This is a genomic window from Lentibacillus halodurans (genome assembly GCF_900112045.1).
GTDB lineage: Bacteria > Bacillota > Bacilli > Bacillales > Amphibacillaceae > Lentibacillus > Lentibacillus halodurans.
This window is the reverse complement of the sequence record NZ_FOJW01000008.1, coordinates 1-22,086: the sequence shown is the minus strand read 5'-3', so window position 1 is coordinate 22,086 and position 22,086 is coordinate 1. Positions and strand designations below refer to the sequence as shown.

At 43.5% G+C, this 22,086-nt stretch carries 22 protein-coding genes; 7 read left to right on the top strand and 15 right to left on the bottom strand.

All coding sequences use genetic code 11. From position 1 onward, the window contains the following. Positions 1–88: 88 nt before the first annotated feature. The 7 genes from BM195_RS10600 to opp4C all read left to right on the top strand — a co-directional run bounded on the left by BM195_RS10600 (position 89) and on the right by opp4C (position 7,789). Positions 89–823, top strand: coding sequence for an ABC transporter ATP-binding protein (locus tag BM195_RS10600; protein ID WP_090237655.1), 735 nt, complete (start codon positions 89–91; stop codon positions 821–823). Beyond that, a complete protein-coding gene (locus BM195_RS10595; RefSeq protein WP_090237652.1) occupies positions 820–1,587 on the top strand; it encodes an ABC transporter permease in 768 nt (255 codons plus the stop codon). The genes BM195_RS10600 and BM195_RS10595 overlap by 4 nt, the downstream gene beginning before the upstream one ends. Before the next feature lie 256 nt (positions 1,588–1,843). Next, positions 1,844–2,815 carry an ABC transporter ATP-binding protein gene (locus tag BM195_RS10590; RefSeq protein ID WP_090237649.1) on the top strand — a complete coding sequence of 324 codons (972 nt, stop codon included), beginning with the start codon at positions 1,844–1,846 and terminating at the stop codon, positions 2,813–2,815. Between the two features lie 13 nt (positions 2,816–2,828). Further along, the gene (locus tag BM195_RS10585; RefSeq protein WP_090237646.1) at positions 2,829–3,866 is read left to right on the top strand and encodes an ABC transporter ATP-binding protein; all 1,038 of its coding nucleotides are present in this window, start codon (positions 2,829–2,831) and stop codon (positions 3,864–3,866) included. Positions 3,867–3,958: 92 nt separating this feature from the next. Continuing rightward, positions 3,959–5,758, top strand: a complete 1,800-nt coding sequence (locus BM195_RS10580) for a peptide-binding protein (protein WP_342028035.1) — start codon at positions 3,959–3,961, stop codon at positions 5,756–5,758. A 127-nt stretch (positions 5,759–5,885) separates the two neighbouring features. Further along, positions 5,886–6,854 carry an ABC transporter permease gene (locus BM195_RS10575; RefSeq protein WP_090237644.1) on the top strand — a complete coding sequence of 323 codons (969 nt, stop codon included), beginning with the start codon at positions 5,886–5,888 and terminating at the stop codon, positions 6,852–6,854. 11 nt (positions 6,855–6,865) lie between these two features. Further along, a complete protein-coding gene (opp4C, locus tag BM195_RS10570) occupies positions 6,866–7,789 on the top strand; it encodes an oligopeptide ABC transporter permease (protein WP_090237642.1) in 924 nt (307 codons plus the stop codon). 137 nt (positions 7,790–7,926) lie between these two features. Here opp4C and BM195_RS10565 read toward each other — a convergent pair whose 3' ends face one another. The 15 genes from BM195_RS10565 to BM195_RS18345 all read right to left on the bottom strand — a co-directional run. Beyond that, positions 7,927–8,403, bottom strand: a complete 477-nt coding sequence (locus BM195_RS10565; protein ID WP_090237640.1) for a thioesterase family protein — start codon at positions 8,401–8,403, stop codon at positions 7,927–7,929. 169 nt (positions 8,404–8,572) lie between these two features. Then, positions 8,573–9,541, bottom strand: a complete 969-nt coding sequence (locus BM195_RS10560) for a 3-hydroxyacyl-CoA dehydrogenase NAD-binding domain-containing protein (RefSeq protein ID WP_090237638.1) — start codon at positions 9,539–9,541, stop codon at positions 8,573–8,575. A gap of 1 nt (position 9,542) precedes the next feature. Beyond that, entirely contained in the window at positions 9,543–10,436 is an 894-nt protein-coding gene (locus BM195_RS10555) for a beta-keto acid cleavage family enzyme (RefSeq protein ID WP_090237636.1), read from the bottom strand. After that, a complete protein-coding gene (locus BM195_RS10550) occupies positions 10,433–10,984 on the bottom strand; it encodes a GbsR/MarR family transcriptional regulator (RefSeq protein WP_090237633.1) in 552 nt (183 codons plus the stop codon). The genes BM195_RS10555 and BM195_RS10550 overlap by 4 nt, the downstream gene beginning before the upstream one ends. Positions 10,985–11,007: 23 nt before the next feature. Beyond that, positions 11,008–12,675 carry a CocE/NonD family hydrolase gene (locus BM195_RS10545; protein ID WP_090238099.1) on the bottom strand — a complete coding sequence of 556 codons (1,668 nt, stop codon included), beginning with the start codon at positions 12,673–12,675 and terminating at the stop codon, positions 11,008–11,010. A gap of 72 nt (positions 12,676–12,747) precedes the next feature. Continuing rightward, entirely contained in the window at positions 12,748–13,410 is a 663-nt protein-coding gene (locus tag BM195_RS10540; protein WP_090237631.1) for an ABC transporter permease, read from the bottom strand. Between the two features lies 1 nt (position 13,411). Beyond that, a complete protein-coding gene (locus BM195_RS10535; protein ID WP_090237628.1) occupies positions 13,412–14,356 on the bottom strand; it encodes an osmoprotectant ABC transporter substrate-binding protein in 945 nt (314 codons plus the stop codon). Beyond that, the gene (locus tag BM195_RS10530) at positions 14,356–15,006 is read right to left on the bottom strand and encodes an ABC transporter permease (RefSeq protein WP_090237625.1); all 651 of its coding nucleotides are present in this window, start codon (positions 15,004–15,006) and stop codon (positions 14,356–14,358) included. The genes BM195_RS10535 and BM195_RS10530 overlap by 1 nt, the downstream gene beginning before the upstream one ends. Before the next feature lie 7 nt (positions 15,007–15,013). Continuing rightward, the gene (locus BM195_RS10525; RefSeq protein WP_090237622.1) at positions 15,014–16,168 is read right to left on the bottom strand and encodes a betaine/proline/choline family ABC transporter ATP-binding protein; all 1,155 of its coding nucleotides are present in this window, start codon (positions 16,166–16,168) and stop codon (positions 15,014–15,016) included. Between the two features lie 345 nt (positions 16,169–16,513). Beyond that, a complete protein-coding gene (locus BM195_RS10520) occupies positions 16,514–16,657 on the bottom strand; it encodes an FbpB family small basic protein (RefSeq protein ID WP_090237617.1) in 144 nt (47 codons plus the stop codon). Next, the gene (locus BM195_RS10515; RefSeq protein WP_090237615.1) at positions 16,654–16,911 is read right to left on the bottom strand and encodes a YkvS family protein; all 258 of its coding nucleotides are present in this window, start codon (positions 16,909–16,911) and stop codon (positions 16,654–16,656) included. Before BM195_RS10515 ends, BM195_RS10520 begins: the two co-directional genes overlap by 4 nt. A 269-nt stretch (positions 16,912–17,180) precedes the next feature. Then, positions 17,181–17,918, bottom strand: a complete 738-nt coding sequence (locus tag BM195_RS10510; RefSeq protein WP_090237612.1) for an SDR family oxidoreductase — start codon at positions 17,916–17,918, stop codon at positions 17,181–17,183. 140 nt (positions 17,919–18,058) lie between these two features. After that, positions 18,059–20,152: an MMPL family transporter gene (locus BM195_RS10505; RefSeq protein ID WP_090237610.1), complete on the bottom strand. Its 2,094-nt coding sequence runs from the start codon at positions 20,150–20,152 to the stop codon at positions 18,059–18,061. 112 nt (positions 20,153–20,264) lie between these two features. After that, positions 20,265–20,840 (bottom strand): TetR/AcrR family transcriptional regulator, encoded by a 576-nt coding sequence (locus BM195_RS10500; protein WP_090237608.1) that lies wholly within the window; start codon positions 20,838–20,840, stop codon positions 20,265–20,267. Between the two features lie 249 nt (positions 20,841–21,089). Continuing rightward, positions 21,090–22,086 (bottom strand): methyl-accepting chemotaxis protein (locus BM195_RS18345; RefSeq protein ID WP_170848228.1); only part of this gene is annotated, 997 nt, incomplete at its 5' end.

Sequence of the window (22,086 nt, the reverse complement as noted above, 5' to 3'; positions counted from 1 at the left end):
GTCGAATTTTACCCTTGATTGAATAATTGTTATCTCATTGTAATAGGTAAATACTGGTTCGCATCTAATGAAAAAGGACGTGACATATATGACAACAGTCGACATAGCAATCCGATTTGATCAAGTGAATTATTCCGCAGATGGCACCCAAAACCAAATTTTAAAAAACATTACAGGATCCATTCCGGATGGAAACATTACAACGCTTGTCGGGCCTTCAGGTGCTGGAAAAACAACATTGTTCAAATTATGCAATGGTCTGCAGTCACCAGATTCAGGCGACATTTTTATCAAAGAAAAAAATATTGACAGCTATGAACCTGTCGACTTAAGACGGAATGTCGGGATTGCTCTGCAAAAAGCAACCATGATCACCGGAAGTGTCCAAAAAAATCTGGAGCTTCCATTAAAACTACGAGGAAAAGAATTATCGGAAGATCGTGCCAAAGAATTGCTGAAAATAGTCGGTTTGGAAGATACGTTTTTACAAAAGAAAACAAAGGACTTATCAGGCGGACAGCGGCAAAAGTTATCAATTGCCCGTACACTTGTGAACCGGCCGGAAATATTGCTGCTTGATGAGATCACTTCGTCATTGGATAGTGTCTCCCGTCAGGATATTGAGGCACTTATCGGAAAGATTAACCGTCAATACAGTACGACGATTCTATGGATTACCCATAATTTGCAGCAGGCACTCTCGATCGGCGACTACACATGGGTGATGATGAATGGAGAAGTGGTCGAAACCGGTGAGAGCAGTTTTCTGAGAGATCCACAAAATGACCGGGTCAAGCAATTTGTAAGAGGTGAAATCGAATGAGCTTTCTGACGTTATCCATTTCACTGTTATTTGTCATTATTCCGCTCGTTTTATCCAGGGTTCTGAACCTTGGCCTGGAAAAGGATACAATGATTGCATCGGTAAGATCCATTATCCAGCTGCTTGCTGTTGGATATGTTCTGCAATTTGTATTCGATTCTGAAAACATGATTTATATCGTGTTGATGGTCGCGCTCATGATTGTGGCTGCCACACACAATGCCCAGCGAAAAGGTGCTGCCATCAAGGGGATCATCTGGAAACTGGTCGTTACGTTTATTTTTGTTGAAATCCTGACACAAGCTATTTTACTCGGGTTAAATGTAACACCACCGACCGCCCAATATATTATTCCGATCAGTGGTATGGTTGTCGGTAACTCAATGGTCCTGGCCATTCTGTTCCTCAACCGTTTCACATCTGAAATCGAGACACATCAGGACGAAACCGAACTCATTTTATCGCTCGGGGGAACACCTAAACAGGCGATCCATTCACAGCTGATCGCTTCTATTCAGGCGAGTACCATTCCGACTATCGAGAGCCAGAAAACCATCGGGCTTGTCCAACTGCCAGGGATGATGAGCGGGCAGATCATTGCAGGAGCCAACCCTGTCCAGGCAGTACTTTTCCAACTGCTTGTCCTTTTCCTTCTATTGACGACTGCCGTGGTTACCAGCATCATGCTGGGCTATTTATCATATCCGACCCTATTTAATCAACGAATGCAGCTGTTAAGAAGCGAAGATGAAGAAGCGGACTAACGAAGAGGTTTATCCGGAACTCCCCGGGTAAACTTTTTTTTCTGCAATATAATAGTTGGTTCAGGATTCCTTCCTCAAAGTTCAGGCCTAACGTCCCCATCATAGAATACAATAGAATTTATGTTTAATTTTTCTGCCAATAAGTAAAATTACCTATTTTTAAATTAAAAGAGTATTGCAAATTAAACTAATCATGCTATAATTTGGAATATAGATGATGACTTAAAAAGCACGATATTTTACCGAGGTGAATCGAATGGCACAAAAACCATTATTGGAAGTTGAAGGATTAAAAACCTATTTTTACCTGGATGATAACATGATCGCAAAGGCAGTTGATGGTGTTGATTTCGGGATATCCCCCGGAGAAACCGTGGCAATCGTCGGAGAATCGGGAAGCGGCAAGAGTATCACCTCACTATCCATCATGCAACTCATCCAAAAACCCGGAAAGATTATCGAAGGCACGATATCACTGGAAAATAATAATCTGTTGCAGAAATCCGGTAAACAGATGACTCAAATCCGCGGGAATGACATCAGCATGATTTTTCAGGAGCCGATGACCGCATTGAACCCTGTCTATACGATTGGCAATCAAATCATTGAAACCCTCAAAAAACATAAGAAATTGTCAAAAAAAGAAGCACGGCAACGAACAATAGAACTGTTAGAAGTTGTCGGATTTCCAAGAGCGGAAAAAATCATCGATGAATACCCCCATCAACTCTCGGGCGGCATGCGCCAGCGTGCGATGATTGCCATGGCCATTTCCTGTGATCCAAAATTGTTGATTGCTGATGAACCATCGACTGCATTGGATGTAACCATTCAAGCTCAAATACTGGATTTACTGGCAGAGATGAAGGAAAGACTTGGTATGGCCATTCTGCTCATCACACACGATTTAGGCGTTGTTGCTGAGTATGCCGATCGCGTCCTTGTGATGTACGGTGGTCAGATTGTTGAGGAAACGTCAGTTGAACAGTTATTTGAAAATACGAAACATCCGTATACAACCGGTCTTCTCGAAAGTCTGCCAAACATTGATAAAGAGATGGACAGACTTGGAGCCATTAAAGGAACCGTCCCACCAGCACACAATTTCCCAAGAGGCTGCCGTTTTTCTACGCGTTGCCCGCACGTAATGGATCGTTGTTACGAATCAGATCCGGTTTTACATGAAATTGAACCAAACCATAAAGTCCGTTGTTTTCTCTACGAATAAGGGGGTACATTAAATGAGTGTTTCCGAGCAGCAAGTACATAAAGAAAAGACTGAAAATATTGATAACAATGATCATGAAGTGCTTGTGCAAGCCAACCATATTAAAAAATACTTCCCGATTAGTGGAGGTATTTTTAAACATACAGTCGGGCATGTCAAAGCAGTTGATGATGTTTCACTAAAAATTAGCAAGGGAGAAACACTTGGTATCGTCGGTGAATCAGGTTCAGGCAAATCTACGCTGGGACGTGTTATTCTCCGGCTGCTCGAACCGACTGAAGGTGAAATCCTGTTTGAAAACAATGACATATCTTATTTGGGTAATCGAAAACTGCGTGATTACCGAAAAAACATGCAGATTGTCTTCCAGGATCCGTTTGCCTCTTTGAATTCCAAAATGAGTGTCGGGGAACTGATTGAAGAACCACTGCTTGTGCAATCATCCGCAAGTAAATCGGAAAGAAAAGAAAAGAGTGTAGAATTATTGGAGAAAGTTGGATTGCGCGCAAGTGACCGCATGAAATATCCACATGAGTTTTCCGGCGGTCAGCGTCAGCGTATTAGTATTGCACGTGCCCTGGCCCTTCATCCGAAATTTATTATTTGTGATGAACCGGTATCCGCACTAGATGTTTCAATTCAGGCACAAGTGCTGAACTTGATGGCTGATTTGCAGGATGAATTCAATTTAACGTATCTGTTTATTGCGCATGATCTGAGTGTCGTCAAGCATATCAGTGACCGTGTAGCTGTCATGTATCTCGGACGAATTGCCGAGACTGCACCAAAAAATTCACTTTACAAGAACCCGCTTCACCCATATACACAAGCATTACTTTCATCAATACCATCAACAGACACTCGGAACCATCGCGGGAAAATCAAATTGTCAGGGGACTTGCCGAGCCCTGCCAATCCGCCTTCTGGATGTGCATTTCGAACGCGCTGTTCATATGCGCATGACCGATGTTCCATGGAACGGCCGGAACTGAAGCATTACGGTAACGGCCATTATGTGGCGTGCCATCTATACGATGATACAACCACATAACAAGCGGGTTTTAAGTAAACAGGAGGTGATGTCCGGCATTTGATTGACATCCATGTTGTCCAGATTTCGAAAAATTAAAAGGGGTGAATATGATGAAAATGAGAAAAAACTGGTTTATATTGCTGATTATTGGATTTGCGTTTGGATTATTACTGGCTGCATGCAGCAGTGATTCTGCAAGTGAGGAAGATCCTGCGGAAGGAAGTGATTCCGGAGAGGAAGAACCGGCTGAAGAAGAACCGGCTTCTGATGAACCACAGATGGGGGGTACATTGACGGGTGCGATGGACACGGCCCCTGCTGGTGTGTTTAACCCGATTTTTTACGAAGAGGCGTATGAAGCCAACATTTTGGATTTCACACATGAATCCCTTCTCAGTCAAAATGACAGTCTTGAATTTGAACCGAATTTAGCCAGTGACTGGGAAATTAATGACGACCAGACAGAAATCACGTTAACACTTGAGGAAGGTGTCACATGGCATGACGGGGAACCGTTTACAGCAGACGATGTTGTCTTTACGTACAAAGCAATGTCCAGTCCAGGCTATGTGGAAGCGGGGGGTATTCGTACAGAGTATGTTGTCAGACTGCTTGGCTACGAAGAGTTCAACAGCGGCGAAACGGATGAGTTTGAAGGCGTGGTCGCTGAAGATGACCATACCGTCACCTTTAAATTTGCTGAGCCGAACGTAACTATTTTAAAAGATGTAAACTTCCCAATCATTCCGGAACATATCTTCGGGGACGTTCCAATCGATGAAATGGCTGAACACCCCGCAACGTTAAATGCCGGTGAGGTGATCGGAACAGGCCCATTCAAATTCACCGAAATGCTGGAACGCGAACAATATGTACTGGAAAAGAACGACGATTACTGGAAGAGCGAACCTTACCTTGACCAGATTGTCTGGCGTATTGTCGACCAGTCTGTCATGCTTGGTTTGCTTGAAAATGGTGAGATTGACTTTATAGCAGATCCGACCGGTGTACCGGCACCTGACTTTGATACAGTAGATGCACTTGATCATGTGGAAATCATTGAGCAGACTGACTTCGGCTATCAGCTTATGGGATTCATCATGAATCACCGGCCAGATGAACAAGTCGAAAGTGGAGAGCTTAATCCGGACGAGTGGATTCCAAACGAAGATATGAGCAACCAGCAGGTAAGGCAGGCTATGGCATATGCCATCGACCGTCAGGCGATTGTTGATAATCTGTTGTACGGTCACGGATCAATTATTAATGCACCAATCGCACAGCAATTCTGGGCATACGATGAGAATGCAGCGACTCAATACAAATATGATCCGGAACAGGCCGGAGCGCTGCTGGATGAAGCAGGCTATGAAGATACAAATGATGACGGGTACAGAGAAACGCCGGATGGCGAGGAATGGGTTGTTAACCTGAACTATCCGACCGGCAATCAGCTTCGCGAAGATTCAGCACCAATCATCGCTGATTTCCTTGAACAAGCGGGCATCCAAATTGACTTGCGCCAGCCGAAAGAAATGACAGCATACCAGGAAGATTTAACGAACAACAACGAAGACTGGGACCTCTATCTGCTTGGCTGGAGCCTCGGAAGCGGTGATCCTGATCCGTCTGCACTATGGAAATCAGAGGCAGCCTACAACTTCTCTCGCTGGAATAATCCGGATTCCGACCAGCTAATGCAGGAGGCAATGCAGGCACCGGAAGCATTTGAGCAAGAATACCGCACGGAAAAATACAGTGAATGGCAAACCCTTTTCTCCGAGGATTTACCTGCACTTCTTCTGTATGCACAAAACAAGATTTATGCTTTCAATGAACGGTTGAATGGCGTTGATCCGATGCCATATTCATTCAATAACGATCCTGAGTTATGGTGGGTATCTGAATAACTGTTGTGAATGATCAAGGTGAAAGAGCGTGTGTCTCCCGCCGCATGCTCTTTCTTTTCATTAACATCAAACAAACCTATTGACTGTCAAAGTCCCTAAAAACATCCGGCTCAGGGAGGGGAAAATTGTGTACAAATATATTATCCGCCGTATTCTCGTGTTTTTTCCAATGCTTTTTGCCTTAACCGTTATTGTCTTTGGACTTGCCATGTCAGCACCCGGGGATGCTATATCGGGAAACGAACTCGCTGATCCGAATGTCGATCCGGAAGTGTACGAGGAACAGCGCGATGCATTAGGACTGAATGATCCTGTACCCGTGCAATATTGGCGATGGGTCAGTTCCGTGGCACAAGGTGACTTCGGAAATTCGCTTGTTTTTAATGGCCGGTCCGTAAGTGAGTTAATTGAAGCCAGATTTGCCAATACGCTATATCTTGGACTTTTTTCTCTGGGTATTACAATTATAGTAGGAATTCCAATTGGTATCTATTCAGCACGGCATCCCTATTCGCTGCTTGATTATAGCGCAACAGGATTTGGATTCCTCGGTTTGGCCATTCCGAACTTCTTTTTTGGACTGATTGCTATTTATGTATTATCCATTCATTTAGGCTGGTTCCCTGCACAAGGCACACTTTCTTCACCAGGCATGTCTGGCTTCAACGCATTTTCAGACCGGATTCATCATATGGTGTTGCCCGGTATAACGCTAGGTTTGGCAGGGACAGCGACATATATGCGTTACATGCGTTCAGAAGTTTTGGATGTTCTTGGGAGCGATTTTATCCGTACAGCCAGAGCCAAAGGGATGAGTGACAGTAATGTTCTCTATAAACATACACTTCGCAACGCACTGATTCCCATTATTACGTTAATGGGCTTTGAGATCGGTGTATTACTAAGTGGTGCGGTCATTACCGAGCAAGTGTTTCAGTATCCAGGTCTCGGGACCTTGTTTTTAAGTTCAGTCATGAACCGGGACTTTCCGGTTGTTATGGCGATTGCTCTCATACTGGGCGTACTCATCCTGATAGGGAATTTGCTGGCCGATATTTTATATAGCATTATCGATCCGAGAATCCGTTACGATTGAGGTGAAACCATATGCAATCGAATCCAGAAGAACAGCTGTCGCCGCAGCCGGAAAATACGCCGGGTAGTGAAAAGGAAGAAAGCAAAAGTCCGTTTCAATTGGCAATGCGCCGTTTCATCAAAAATAAAATGGCTGTCATTAGTGTGTTTGTCTTATTATTCATGATTATCGTTTGTGTCATGGCTCCTGTTTTTACTGATCAGGATCCGGAAAAAACCAACCTGCTTTTAATTGAACAAGGGCCAAGCGACGAACATATCCTCGGAACGAATGGGCAGGGTCAGGATAATTTTTCACGGTTACTGTATGGCGGCCGAATTTCTTTAATTGTTGGTTTTAGTGCGATGTTCTTTACGTTAGTCATCGGCGTTATCCTGGGGTCTCTTGCAGGTTATTATGGCGGTAAAATAGACGGTATCATCATGCGTGCCGCCGATATTATGCTTATGCTGCCGTTTTTAGTGCTTGTTCTTACAATTATTGCAATTATAGAAGAGATAACAATCGGAATGTTTGTTACCATCATTGCATTGACAACCTGGCCGAATTTGACACGTATCATCCGAGGGACATACTTATCACTTAGGGAACAGGAATTTGTCCATGGAGCCCGGGCGATCGGTGCCAGTGATTTCCGAATTATCTATAAACACTTTATACCAAATGCAATCGGACCGATCATTGTGAACGCCACACTGATGATGGCAACCTATATCATTATCGAATCAGGTCTTAGCTTTATCGGATTCGGTATTCCGCAGCCAACACCGACATGGGGCAATATGATTTCAGAAGCCATGAATGTCCGGATTCTTCGTGATCATCCGGAGGCCTGGATACCACCTGGGATTGCGATTTTAGTAACTGTTCTGGCCATAAACTTCATTGGGGACGGCCTGCGTGATGCCTTTGATCCGAAAAGTAAACAGCGTTAGTTTCCAATAGAAATTCTTTTAGGTGTTTTTCGAATCGGTTGATAGAAAAGCTAATGATCCGGTAAAGAATCTGATAAACCTACGATCTGCTTAAACATAGAGGCTTCCGAGTTACATCGGAAACCTCTTTTTACGTGTTATTTTTTCCGTCGGATACCAATGACACGTCCGGCTTCTTTCGGTTTTTCAGCCGGTGTATAGTGTTTGGCAAGTGTCTTCACCTGTTTAAATACCTCTTCGGGGAATGGTGCCGCTTTCCCGGCTGCCTGGTCAATACTCATGAGCATTTGCTCGCTTGTTGCCGCACGTTTCCCTTTTTCACCGAAAAGCTCATAAAATACATGCACGCGTTTGGCATCATAATCAATGATTTGCATATGAACTTCAAATGGTTCGCCAAGTTTCATTTCATCCAAGTAGCAAACGTGGCTCTCCATTGTATAGATCGTATGCTTGTTCTGTTCACGAAAATAATCGGTAATGCCGATCATTTTCATGAAGCGGTCAACACCCCAGCTAAATACACGCACAAATTCAGCATCGTTCATATGACCGTTATAGTCGATCCACTCTTCCGGTACCTCATGCTGAATAATCATTTTTGATTCACCCATATCAAATCCTCCTCACTCTATCACGTCCTGTGCGTCGTAATTGTCCGATTCTGTTCGGGCCTGCACGACGCAGGTCACAAAGGCGTTGCAACACGATGTTGCGTTCTTAGCCTTTGTTCCTTTTCCTCAGTGGGGAAAATCGCCCCACTGAATAAAGTTTCACTTTATTTTACAGTTTGCCTAACAGATTGGCGCCTGGCCAATATTTTTCCAATAGCTGCTGGAGTTCGATTAAAAACTGGTCACGGCGGTCTTCCAGCCTTTCCATCTCCACATCACTGGTTTGTTCTTCGGTACCAGTGACCACCTTGTACGCCAGTTCATCCGTTAACTCCGGTGCTTCCAGTTTCGTCCATGGCAATTTCAATGCAGGGCCGAATTGCTCCAGCAGATGGCGCATGCCTTGCTTGCCGCCGCCCATGTGCAATGTCATGAATGGTCCCATCAGTGCCCAGCGCAATCCCGGACCGTATATGATAGATGCATCCACTTCTTCAGTTGTTGCAACGCCATCATTAACAATGTGCAATGATTCGCGCCAGATAGCCTCCATCAGACGATCGGCAATATGTCCTTCAATTTCCTGACGAACAACAAGCGGCTTCATCCCCATGCCATCATAAAAATTCTTTGCCTTGTCGATATACTGCGATTCCGTTTTTTCACCGCCAACAAGTTCAACAAGTGGTACAAGGTACACCGGGTTGAACGGATGAGCGACCATCACACGCTCCGGATGATTGTGACAATCTGCCTGCAACGTGCTCGGCAGTATACCGGATGTGCTTGAAGCAATAACCGCTTCGTTTGGTGAATATTTATCAATATCAGCAATAACCCTTCGTTTCAATTCTTCCCGCTCCGGAACGTTTTCCTGAACAAAATCTGCATTCGATAAAGCTTTTTTCAAATCCTGTTCAAAAAATAAATTATCCTGCGATGCCGCTTGAGACAGCCCCATTTCCTCCATTGAAAGCCATGCCCGCTGGACTGCTTCACGGGTACGGGCTTCAGCTGTCGGGTCAGGGTCTGATGCCGTCACGTGGCAGCCATTTGCTAAAAATCGTGTTATCCATCCGTTACCGATCACGCCTGTCCCGACGACGGTAATATGCTTGATCGATCCTTCTGCTGTCATGCTAGTCTTCCTTTCCGTACGGATTAAGCATATTTAAATGTTTACGTGCTTCTGCCGGTGTCATAATATCAGATCCGAGACTGTGCACAATGCCGACTGCTTTATCGACAAGCTGTTCATTAGTGGCAAGCTGCCCTTTTTTCAAATATAGGTTATCTTCAAGGCCCACACGGATATTTCCGCCCTGAAGAACTGATTCGGCAACCATTGGCATTTGCATCCGTCCAATCCCGAACGCTGCCCATTTGCCATTTCCCGGAATCCGGCTCTTCATGTAAGAAAGGGTTTCTGCATCGGCAGCGGCTCCCCATGGAATGCCAAGACAAAACTGAAAGAGCGGGTCACCGTCAATCAATCCTTCCTCAACCAGTTGATTGGCGAAACGAACATGGCCTGTATCGAAGCATTCCAGTTCAGGCTTCACACCGCTTTCCTGTACGAGTCTCGCTTGTCTTTTAAGCCAGTCAGTCGGGCTGACATACAGCATATTTCCAAAGTTGGTGCTCCCGCAGTCAAGTGTGCACATTTCCGGCAGCAGTTTTCCTACTGGCTCATGGCGTTCTTCCGGTGTTTGAATATCTGTTCCTTCACCACCTGTCGTAGGGTAGGCATCATTCGGTACCCAATCACCCCCGCCACCTGACGTAATATTGATAATGACGTCTGTCTCTGATTCACGGATACGTTCCACCACTTCCTGAAATAAATTAACATCATGACTCAATTGCCCTGTTTCCGGATCACGTACGTGAATATGGGCAATTGTTGCTCCCGCTCGTGCGGCCTTAATTGCTGAATCAGCAATCTCTTTCGGAGTCACCGGTACGTGCGGACTTTTTGCTGTTGTATCACCAGCTCCTGTTAAAGCACACGATAGAATCACTTTATTACTCATTGTTTATCTCCTCCCTGCTTTTTAGGTACATGCTTGAAAATCTCGCCGCTTTCAAAAAACTCGGTTATCCGGCGTATCCAATCATAGTATTCTTTCCACTCGTGCAGTTCTGCCAGCAATTCATCAATCGCCTGTTCGTTTTCTTCCGACAAATCCGGCTGTTGCTGCAATTCATCCATCTTTTTGATGAGCCGCTGTTCAAAATTGCGGCTTCTTCCGATTGCTTTTTGCCATGTTGATGTAAAAAGCGAAATGAATGTCTGATAATAATCTTCTTCAACCTGATAAAGATCTTTCCGGACACCTTTTTTGAACACACGTTCAGCAATATTCATATCAATCATTTCACGAACAACTTGACTCATACGTGTTTTGCTCATCCCTGTTTCGGCTGATAATTCGTCCAGCGTCATAGGCTCTCTGTTCATATAAATAATTCCAAGCACCCGTCCAACGCTTGTTGGCGCACCAAAAGCATTCATATTATCTGTTATTTTTTCAATAAATTGTGTTCTGACATCTTCAATTTTTTCATTTTGATTTGACATGTAAATCTCCCTTTTTGACCTGATTACAGAAATAAGTCTTCTGCAAGCGGCAATGTGAGTTTTGATTCCGTGTCACCGCCGTGATATATTTTTTCGAATGCAACTTTTCCATTGGCATGTGTTTTGGTCGTTGTTCCGTTATTCAAATTGATATCATAATGCGGTGCGTTACTTGCAGCAATATCCAGACACAGACAATGCCCTTTTTTAACCAGATAGGCCGTCGTTCCAATATCTATTTCCATATAGAAGGGCTGATTGACTGTTCCAACTTCTTCCCGGTGGAACGAATCAATCAAGTTATAGACACGTCCGGATGTGTCTACGTCAGAAAGTCTTAACGAAACATCAAATAAACTTGATGGCGAAGACCCCCATATACTCGCTTTTATAGTTCCCAGCAATTGCATACCCTGTTCCAGCCTCCCGGTTGTATAAACCAGCACATCGTCACGGTCCTGTATATCATTGACATCAAACATACCTGACTCATGTCCGGCAATCAATGTGCCGCCGCCACGGGTGGGAACTGGATTGGCAGGGTTCAGTTTCAGGGGACTCGCTGCTTGTGTCCGTGAAGGCTGCGAGACCAGTTCCCCATCACCTCCATGCGTTTGTGATACACTGTTACAATGAAGATATAATTCTTTCGCATGATCAATAACCGGCCATTGATCAAAAGCTGCCCACTTATCCTGTCCCATCAGATAAAGATGAACAGACTTGTTGACAGGCATTGGCTTATCTTTCAGCCATTCATCAAACCATTTAATGTGAAGTTCCGTCGGGTCGGCAATTTGGTCGACACCGATATCTTCCGCAGCATTGTTGAAAAATTTATCCCCGGCACGACCAGTCATTTCCTCATGTGTCCATGGGCCGATCCACAGCATGCTCAACCCATTGTAAGCCTGATAAGCTTCCAATGTAGGCGCTAATAACGCATCAAACCAGCCACCCATAAACAAAGCAGGAATATTAGCGTTTTGAAGTTTTTCAGTCAGCTTCACGTCTTCCTTCCATTCAGGTGCCAATTTCCCCTTTATCACGTCAAAAAAGAATGAATCCGGATCAAGATCTTTCATCGGCTGCCATTCATCAGCAGGTGCATAATGCAGCCATTCAACTATGTTTTCTAAATACCCGTGCAGTTTCGATTCATCAAGGTGGTTCCGTCGCTTCAGCTGATCCTCGATAATGGATCCTAACACCCATGTTTCAAGTTTGCCGGTTGCACTGGGAGCACCTTCTCTGCCAAGAAAATCACCCCACGGATCGCCCATTGTCATAACTGGGGCAATTGCTTTTAAGGAAGGCGGCTTCTCAACTGCTGCAGCAAGCTGTGTAAAGCCATGATAGGACATACCGAACAGACCGACTTTTCCATTCGAAAAAGGAAGTCCGGCTGCCCATTCGACCGCCTCATATCCGTCTCTTCCTTCATGAATAAATGGGTAAAATTCACCCTCAGACGCAAACCGTCCGCGGACATCCTGAAGAATCACGGCATAACCTGCTTCAACCATTCTGGGGACTTCCAGATACTCATCATAGTATCGCCGTTCTTCCTTATCATACGGCAAACGCAGCATCAGAACTGGGTATACTCCCTCTTCATCCGGACGGTACACATTCGAGCGAAGAATGGTCCCATCCGATAATCTGCAAGGGATATTTTTTTCTGCTTTCATGCTTTCATTCCCCACAAATATCACCTCTTCATACAATCAGAGCTTGTGTTCAAAAACCAGGTGCCTAAAAATTCATGCTGTGCGCGGCTTGGATGACTTGACAGGCTGAAGTTTGCGTTCAATCCACCCCATAATCAAATCAGCAATAATAGCCATCAATGCTGTTGGAATCGCACCGGCCAGAATAATCGGTGTTCCATCGGTTGCGTTTGTTCCGGTTAAAATAATCGCACCAAGACCACCTGCACCAACGAATGCCCCAATTGCTGCAATGCCGATGCCTATCACCAGTGCCGTCCTGAGCCCTGCCATTATCACACTTACTGCCAGCGGAAGTTCAACCATACGTAAAAGCTGAAACCGGGTCATCCCGGAGGCAAACCCTGATTCAACCACGGTTTTATCCACATCTTTCATACCGACATACGTGTTTTGTGTAATTGGCAGAATCGAATAAAGCATTAATGTAACAATCACTGTATTCGTCCCAAGTCCCATGACAATCATGATAACAGCCATCGCTCCCAAAGCCGGAATCGTCTGGATTATACTTCCTAAAGCCAAGACCCAGCTGCTCAATTTTCCATATTTCGCAATCAGAATACCTAAAGGAATCGAAATAATCGCCGCAAATAAAACACCATACACTGCCATCAGAAAATGCCTGTAAAATTGCACCCAAATATAGCCACTATTCTGGCTGAAGTAGTTTATAAACTGATCCAGTGTGTCCATATCAATTTCCTCCCTTCTCTATGTCCTCAAAGTAGTTATGATTTTCCAGGAATTGTATGGCGACTTTTCTTGGATTCATCAGTTCAACATCCGCATTGTAATTTAATTCCTGCATGTTTTCCGTGGAGATTTGTCCAGCCAGCCGTTCAGTAATATCTTTTATTTCGGGATATTTTTCGAGAACCTCATTGGCAATAACAGGAGAAGCATCATATGGCGGAAAAAACCGCCCGTCATCTTCCAGTACTTTCAAATCAAATTCTTTAATTCGTCCATCCGAGGAATAAGCCAGCACAACATCCATATAGCCGCTTGCAGCTGCCTGATACACCAAGCCAACATTCATTGGATAAACTTCCCCAAATGAGAAGTATGTCTCCTGAAAGCCGTCATATCCGTCGCCTTCCCGGTTTATCCAGGCATTGTCGACTCCAAAACGCAGCTCATCTGCATATGGCTCCAGGTCTGAAACCGTTTCAATGTTATTCTTTTCAGCGAATTCCTTTGTAACAGCGACTGAATAACTGTTCTCAAATCCATAAGTGTTAGCCCATGTTTGATCAAAACGTTCTTGAAATTCACGTTCGACAATATTCAATGCTTTGTCCGAGTCGGTAATCGGATCCATTCCAAGCGCCCCGGATAGGTCTGTACCCGTATAACGTGTACTTGTTATATCAAGGTCCCCTCTTGTCATGCCCTGGTGCTGGACGATCGATGAACCAAGGTGTGTGACAAGATCGGTATCAGCATCTGTTTCACGTTCAATCATAATGGATAGTATTTCGGCAATGATTTGTGATTCAGATGTACCAAGTGCTCCGATTTCAATCGTATCTTTGGTCGTACTGGCGAGACCTGGCAGTGAACAACCTGTGAGCAACACCAGCAGCAATATAATTCTTCCTTTATACAACGTTTTTTTCACCGTTTTCACCTCCAACATTACGCCGTCTTATAAGAATCCTTTAATCCTTCTGGCGTTAATCGATTTTCCAAAAAGGCCAGTGAACGATCAGCGATTAACGCAAGAATCGTCGCTGGTACAGTTCCGGCAATAATCAATGACGGCTGATAAAGATTCAATCCATCAAAAATAAAATCACCAAGACCACCGCCGCCGATAAATGCAGCCAATGTTGCCCAGCCGATCAGATAGACCGTTGACAAACGAATACCAGCCATAATAACCGGAAGTGACAATGGAAGCTCCATCTTTAAAATCGATTGCCAATTACTCATTCCCATGCCTTTGCCTGCTTCCACAACGCCTTTATCAACGTCACGGACGCCAATATAGGTGTTACGCAAAATCGGCAGTAATGAGTAAAAAAACAGTGCCAGAATCGCAGGGATTTTCCCCACACCCATAATCGGGATGAAAAAAGCAAGAATCGCCAGGCTTGGAATGGTCTGTAAAATACCAATAAACGATATGAATCGATCGGCGAAGTTTGGTACTCTCGAAAGTATAATGCCTAGTGGTACAGCAACAAGCACGCCAAGTAAAATGGCCGCCAGTGAAATATAAAAATGTTCCCATGTTTTGATAATGAGGTCATTACCATGTTCTGTAAACAATTCCATCATTGTCATCCTCCTCCTACTCTACTGCAGTTGCCATTTCATCCAGTTCCATACCATCTCCCCAGATCGTGTCATAAACAATATTGGCAAGAGTTGCACGCGTAACAATTCCTGTCAGCCGCTGCTGTTCATCGACAACAGGCACATATTTAGCCCCGCGGCGAAGAATTTTATGAACCGTGTCACGCAACAGGCTGTCCTGGGTAACCGAAAAGATTTCCTTCTCCATTATTTCTTCTACAAGATTGGCTTTTTTGTAATTCAGATTAATTGCCTCAATATCAATAACCCCTTTTAAAACATTGCCCGGATCAACGACAAGAAGTGAATCAACATGTCTGTTGCGCATTGTGTAAATCGCGGATTTTAGGGTTGTCCCGGTTTGTACTGTAACCGGAAATCCTTCCATGATTTGTCCAACAGTTGTGACATCAGGACGGCCTTGAATTAAGCGATCTTTACCAAGAAATTCTTCCACAAACTCATTCGCCGGGTTTCGGAGGATTTGATCCGGCGTATCTGCCTGAACAACTTCCCCCTCACGCATAATTACAACACGATCAGCAAGTTTCAGCGCCTCATCCATATCGTGGGTAACGAACAGAATCGTTTTATGAAGTTCTTTTTGCAGTTTTTTAAATTCCTCTTGCAGTGAATCCCTCGTAATCGGATCGAGTGCTCCGAATGGCTCGTCCATCAGGATTAATGGCGGATTGGCAGCAAGAGCACGCAAAACACCAATACGCTGCTGTTGTCCCCCGCTTAGCTCATGCGGATATTTTTCTAGATATTCTTCCGGTAAATCAACCAATTTTAATAGCTCACGTGCCCGTTTATCTTTCTTTTCTTTCGACCATTTCAGCAATGTACCGACAAGCACGATATTTTCCTTAATCGTCATATGCGGCATCAGTCCAATTTGCTGAATGACATATCCAATCGACCGCCGCAATTCGACCGGATCCTGTTTCTTAATACTTTTACCGTCAACGAGAATGGAGCCTTCGCTGATGTTAATCAGCCGGTTAACCATTTTCATCGTTGTTGTTTTACCGCATCCGCTCGGTCCTATAAAACAGACAAATTCGCCCTTTTCAATTTTTAAGTTCAAATTGCTGACAGCAGGCTTTCCGTTATCATAGCGCTTCGTTACATGATTAAACTGTAACAATATCTTACACCTCCAAAAGTACTTTCGTGCTGAAATCACTCCTATAAGTATAGGAGAATGGCTGATTTGAGAAAACAAGCATATAAGTCCATACAATTTCAAAAATCTATACAATATTTATTGTATAGATTTCATAAACTATATATCGCAAAATCCCTCCAATTTTCGAGTGATTTTTAGCCTATCTGAATTTTTAAATGCAAATGCCCTTTTAAACACAATTGAAACCTAGGCAAAAAAAAGTGGCATGATCAAAGAAAAATAAATTTTCCGATCATGCCACTTATTCCGATTTTGATACGATTGTAAGTGTGAAGGTACCGTCAATAATTGAGCAAGTCCACTCTATGCATTCCGTTCTTCTTTCACGAAATCTGCCTGTTTCTTATCAAGGCGGGCCTCAATCTCTGATAAACGCTGGTTATCCTTTAAGATATCCTGTTTATTTTCCTGAACCAGCTGCTCAAATTTTAATGATGTCACTCTCATCCCATTACACTCCTCATATGGTTGACATTCAAGTTTTCATCAGGCATCTCATCGACAATTCTGTATTTTTTATGATTAACAACTGTGTTCGGGTACCCGTAGTTCATTTTTTCATAGCCTTTAATGGCTGATATATCGACAATAATACTGTTCTTCGTTTTGGATGGCAGGACTTCTCCTTTAACAAGCATACCGCCCATTTCAAATTCGACGATCTCTCCAGGTTTAGCTTTTTTTCTATCTGGTTTAAACATTATGAACCTCCTTGCAGGATGCACCATGTTTGTGCATCCGCTTTTGTATCATCTATATGAATAGGAAAAACCATTCAACTGGTGTTTCCTTTGTTTGCTGCTACTCAATCTGATCTGGTTGTCAGAATATATATCTATCATAAATGGGAATATTGGCATGGTTTTGGTGAATTTGTGGCATAAATGAGTAATTTTAGCCGTTCATGTAATACCAGTTATTAAAAAAGAGCCCTCCCTAATGTGGGAGAGCCCTTAATAGACGATAGCATTCACTGATTGTTCGGCCGGACGATCACTTCATTCACATCAACATTGTGCGGCTGATTAGCAGCATAAAACACTGCATTGGCGATGTCTGAACTTTGAAGAGGCGTAAACTGACGGTCAGCTTTACCCATGTTATCCAGGGTTTCCTCGTCGGTAATGGTGTCCAGCAATTCCGTATCGACTACGCCCGGAGATATGGATGTCGTGCGAATGTTACTTTTGGCCACTTCCTTTGCCAACCCTTCCATAATCACTCTGGCAGCAAATTTAGTGCCTGAATAAACCGCACCTGTCGGGAATACTTCATGTCCTGCAACAGATGAAGTTGTTAAAATATGACCCTCATTCCGTTCGAGCATATGCGGCAATACCGCACCAATACCGTACAGTACACCTTTGATATTGACATCCACCATTCGTTCCCATTCATCCACCTTCTTATTTTTCATAAAGCTGAGCGGCATAAGACCTGCGTTATTGAACAGCACATCTACCTGATTGAATTCATCGAGTGCATATTGAATCAAGTCTTCCACTTCCTGCTGCGACGTAACATCCGTTGTTTTGATGGCGATGGCACCTTCGTATTCACTTAACCGACGCTGTATTTCTTCCAACTTGTCCTTTCTTCTCGCGGCAAGTACGACGTTTGCACCCTCCTTAACAAATCGCTCAGTGGTTGCTTCACCAATCCCGCTGCTTGCTCCGGTAATGACAACTGTTTTTCTGCTCCAATCCATATGTTTATACCCCCATTTTTGTAGTTACAATTATTGTATTTCTTTTTCAGGGTTATATTAAACATAATCTTTTAATAGAAAGCTAAAAACAAAATACCTGCCATGCAAAAGATATTGCATGACAGGCATCGGTGGATTCCCTAATTTTTATCTTTTTCAAATAATACCAGCAATCCCGGCAGCAATACGCCTCTGACCAGGAATGTATCAATCAAAATTCCGACTGCCACAATAAAGCCAAATACGAACAGCAATTGTATTGGTTGTGTCATCAATACACTGAATGTTGCAGCAAGAATGATACCGGCAGATGAAATAACACCGCCTGTATTGGCAACTGCCTTTTCCACCGCTTCTTTAACAGGGTATTTCTCCCTTTCCTCCATGAATCGCGAGACGAGCATGATATTATAATCGATACCCAGTGCAACGAGAAATACGAATGCGTAAAGCGGTACCCGATTACTGATCGTGTCAATGCCAAAGAATAGATCACTCAGGAATGAACCTAGCCCAAGCGCTGCCACAAAGGAAACGAGAATGGTCCCCATCATATACAATGGCAGTTTGAAAGATCTCGTCAAAAATATAAGCATACCGAAAATCAATACGGTTTCCAATATAACGATCACGATTAAATCACGGTTGTTTAATGAGCGATCATCAACAGATTTGGCCGTTTCCCCGGCGAAATATAATTCACCCTGCACATTACTGCTTTGCAAAATCCCGTCAGCGTCCAGCATCATTTCTTCCAATGCATCCATCGTTTCACTTGAATATGGATTCATCTCAAAAGTCATTTGGTAAGAAATGACTTCCTGATCATCTGTCATATTTTGAATCCGGACATCGCTTACAAGTGACTGCTCAGTAAGCTCATCCATCACCGCTTGGCGATCTGCTTCAGTGACTGTTTCGCCTGCTTCCAGTAATACCGTTGTAGGTGCTAATTCACCAGGTGCAAAGGTTTCTTCCAACTGTTCATACCCTTCTCTGGATGGCATATCTTCAGGGAAGGATTTCATCGTGTTGAACTCATATTCCAGATTGAACACATTAGTTGTCGAAAGCAGCAGAAAAACACCGATCGAGGCAACCGACATGACAGGTTTTTGTGTCACGAAACGGCCAACTTTGCTCCAGAAAGAACTTTGCTTTACACGTTTATCGCCCACATGCGGAACTCTTGGCCAGAAGGATCTCCTGCCAAACAAAGCAAATAATGCTGGGACAAGCGTTAATACTGCTATTAATACAAAAACAATCGCCGTACCAAATACCGGTGCGAAATTCTGATATTCAACAAACACGGCAAACAATAGCATTAGCATTGCCGCCAGCACCGTTCCACCTGAATAAAAGAGTGGAATACCCGTGCCGCGCATGGCCTGTTTCATCGCTTCGTATTTATTTTCATATTCCTTTAATTCCTCTCTGTAGCGTGAGAATACAAAGAGCGAATAGTCAATAATCGCAGCAAACAGCAAAATCGTCATGATCGAAAAAGACTGCTGTCCTAATGTAAATCCAGCTATTCCCATAAGCCCAAGTACCTGATTGACCACCACGAACACAAATCCCGCTGCAAGCAGTGGAATCAGTGACAAAAACGGCGACCGATAGATAACAATTAATAACACTAATATGATAGCTACTGTCGACATCATAAGAACAATATCTGCACGGGAAAATAGTTCAATCGTATCCGCTCCTATTGCAGCAGGACCAGTAATCTCCAGTGTCATATCTTCCTCTTCTTCGGCAAGTGAATAGATGTCATCAAGCGAATTCTTTATAGCCGCATTTTCTAAAGAGCTATCAAACGTCATCGGAATGAGGACAGTGCTCTTATCCTTAGAAAAAAACTGTGCTGTAGCTTGTGGAGGTATGTCCGCCAATGGAACCATATTATGCAGACCATCAATATTCTCCTGTTTCATTGTTTCTAAAAAGCTGACAAGTTCCGCTTGTTCCATCTGTTCATCATCTGCTTGAAAAACCAGCATCGCCGGTACACCATCACTGTCATCAAAATACGCGTCCACTTTATCCTGAGCAATTGACGAAGGTGCATCATCCGGAATAGTCTCTATACTCGAAACCTGATACTCTTGGGCTGTGGGGGCAAAAAAAGTTAATAACAGCATAACTGCCAACCAAATTGAGAGCGTGACCCACGCTCCTTTTCTTGTAGAAACACGGTCTGTTATCGATTGTAAAAAGCTTCTCATATATGTAACCTCCTTTTAGGATAGGCTATTTAGTTACACAAGTGTCACTTTGGGTAAAACAAAATGGCGCAAGTGTCACTTTTAGCATTCATGATAGTAATACTAGTGTCAACTATGTATCTGTGAACATTCCATGACTTAATATTTCTGTTACCTTTTCCACCCATTCCTCCCGCGTAACGCCGGAAAGATTAGGGATTTCAACAAGCTGGAAAATCAACACTAAAATCAGCTCATCAGGGATGTCGGGTTTTAAGATTTTCTCCTTTCTTCCTTGCTCAATTAACTCCTGTAATTGTGTATACATATCATGATGCATATGATCGAGACGCTCTTTACTTGTTTTGGTTTTCAAGTTTGTTTTAGCTGGTATATGCTGAGAAGCTTTTAAAATCTGATGAATTTTACTATGTTTATACATTAAATGGATTACAAAATTAAATTGAGCTGTGAAATCATTATATTCCTGAATACCTCTCAAATCTTCCATAAACTGATGCATATGATAAAGCATGTAATCCATAACTAATTCGTCTTTATTCGCATAGTATTTGTACAAAGCACCTCTGGACACATTCAGCCGTTCAGCCAAAATACTGAATGTAAATCCCTCATAGCCATGATTAAGCAGAATATCTTTTGTTGCCTGAAATAACGAATCTTTTGTGAATTTCCGGTCACGCGCCATATGTTCACCTCATCGTTATTATAACGTTAAGAATCATAATATGCATGTTTCGCTGACTATCATAATAAAAGTGAGAAGCTTAATGGTTTGATATAGTGTTTGAGTGATCCATTAAAAATATGGAGGGTCACGGTTTCATGACCCTCCATATTTTCATCATCTAAAGCGAATCTCACACCCTATAGGGATATAGTATAGGGCGGAATCACTCACTTTTTAAATAAGGTTATGGTTTGTTCAACATGTGCTTTATAACTTAAACTGGCGAACCAGTCCATTTAAATCTTCAGCCAGCTTTGCAAGATCGTCTGCATTGGCTGCCACTTCTTCCATCGAGCTAGTTGTTTGCTGTGATGCAGCCGATGTTTGCTCAACGCCAGCCGCAGACTCCTCAGAAACGGCTGCAATTTCCTGAATCGAGCTGTTCATTTGCTGGCTGTTCGCTGCCATTTCAGATAAGCTATCCGACACAGTTTGAATACGGCTCACAACGTCGGTTACAGCCGTGTCAATTCCGCCAAATTTGTCACCAGTGGACTTAATTTGTTCCGTCCCTTTTTCGACCTCTTTGTAGCCTTCCTGTAAAGAATCAGTGACCACACTGGATTCACGCTGGATATTCGTGACAATGCTTGTAATGTCCGTAACGGATTCAGAAACTTGTTCTGCCAATTTCCTGACTTCATCTGCAACAACTGCAAATCCTTTGCCGTGCTCACCTGCCCTGGCTGCCTCAATCGCTGCATTTAATGCTAACAGGTTCGTCTGTTCAGCAATATCTTTAATAACCGATACCAGTTTGGAAATCTCCTGAGACTGCGTATCCAGTCCTTCTACTTTTTGAACGGCATCCTGTACAATCTGGTCGATTTTCTCCATCTGCTCACTGGAAGCGTTCATCAGCTGGGTTCCTTCATCTGTTATGCCCAGCACTTTATTGGAAAAGTCTTTAATCTGCTCGCCGTTTTCGCTCACTTCCTGAACTTTTGTCGTAAACGTTGACATGGCAGAAGACAGCTCACTTGAACTATTCGCCTGTGTTTCCGAACCGGATGCCAATTCCTGCATCGTTGTCGCGATTTGTTCTGACCCGGATTTCACTTCGCTGGCAGACTGTGTTAATGCTTCACTCTGCGTACTGACCGTTTCCGAAACCTCGTTTATTTGATTGATCAGATCACGCATGTGATGATTCATGTCATTTGTAGCCGTTACCAGCTGTCCTATTTCATCACGTGATGTCGTT

Coding starts and splice junctions, on each gene's coding strand:
- BM195_RS10535 (WP_090237628.1), bottom strand. CDS start 14,356: ATGTTGGAGGTGAAAACGGTGAAAAAAACGTTGTATAAAGGAAGAATT.
- BM195_RS10540 (WP_090237631.1), bottom strand. CDS start 13,410: ATGGACACACTGGATCAGTTTATAAACTACTTCAGCCAGAATAGTGGC.
- BM195_RS10555 (WP_090237636.1), bottom strand. CDS start 10,436: ATGAGTAATAAAGTGATTCTATCGTGTGCTTTAACAGGAGCTGGTGAT.
- BM195_RS10590 (WP_090237649.1), top strand. CDS start 1,844: ATGGCACAAAAACCATTATTGGAAGTTGAAGGATTAAAAACCTATTTT.
- BM195_RS10505 (WP_090237610.1), bottom strand. CDS start 20,152: ATGAGAAGCTTTTTACAATCGATAACAGACCGTGTTTCTACAAGAAAA.
- BM195_RS10550 (WP_090237633.1), bottom strand. CDS start 10,984: ATGTCAAATCAAAATGAAAAAATTGAAGATGTCAGAACACAATTTATT.
- BM195_RS10500 (WP_090237608.1), bottom strand. CDS start 20,840: ATGGCGCGTGACCGGAAATTCACAAAAGATTCGTTATTTCAGGCAACA.
- BM195_RS10520 (WP_090237617.1), bottom strand. CDS start 16,657: ATGAGAGTGACATCATTAAAATTTGAGCAGCTGGTTCAGGAAAATAAA.
- BM195_RS10545 (WP_090238099.1), bottom strand. CDS start 12,675: ATGAAAGCAGAAAAAAATATCCCTTGCAGATTATCGGATGGGACCATT.
- BM195_RS10510 (WP_090237612.1), bottom strand. CDS start 17,918: ATGGATTGGAGCAGAAAAACAGTTGTCATTACCGGAGCAAGCAGCGGG.
- opp4C (WP_090237642.1), top strand. CDS start 6,866: ATGCAATCGAATCCAGAAGAACAGCTGTCGCCGCAGCCGGAAAATACG.
- BM195_RS10560 (WP_090237638.1), bottom strand. CDS start 9,541: ATGACAGCAGAAGGATCGATCAAGCATATTACCGTCGTCGGGACAGGC.
- BM195_RS10600 (WP_090237655.1), top strand. CDS start 89: ATGACAACAGTCGACATAGCAATCCGATTTGATCAAGTGAATTATTCC.
- BM195_RS10595 (WP_090237652.1), top strand. CDS start 820: ATGAGCTTTCTGACGTTATCCATTTCACTGTTATTTGTCATTATTCCG.
- BM195_RS10515 (WP_090237615.1), bottom strand. CDS start 16,911: ATGTTTAAACCAGATAGAAAAAAAGCTAAACCTGGAGAGATCGTCGAA.
- BM195_RS10580 (WP_342028035.1), top strand. CDS start 3,959: ATGAAAATGAGAAAAAACTGGTTTATATTGCTGATTATTGGATTTGCG.
- BM195_RS10565 (WP_090237640.1), bottom strand. CDS start 8,403: ATGGGTGAATCAAAAATGATTATTCAGCATGAGGTACCGGAAGAGTGG.
- BM195_RS10530 (WP_090237625.1), bottom strand. CDS start 15,006: ATGACAATGATGGAATTGTTTACAGAACATGGTAATGACCTCATTATC.
- BM195_RS10585 (WP_090237646.1), top strand. CDS start 2,829: ATGAGTGTTTCCGAGCAGCAAGTACATAAAGAAAAGACTGAAAATATT.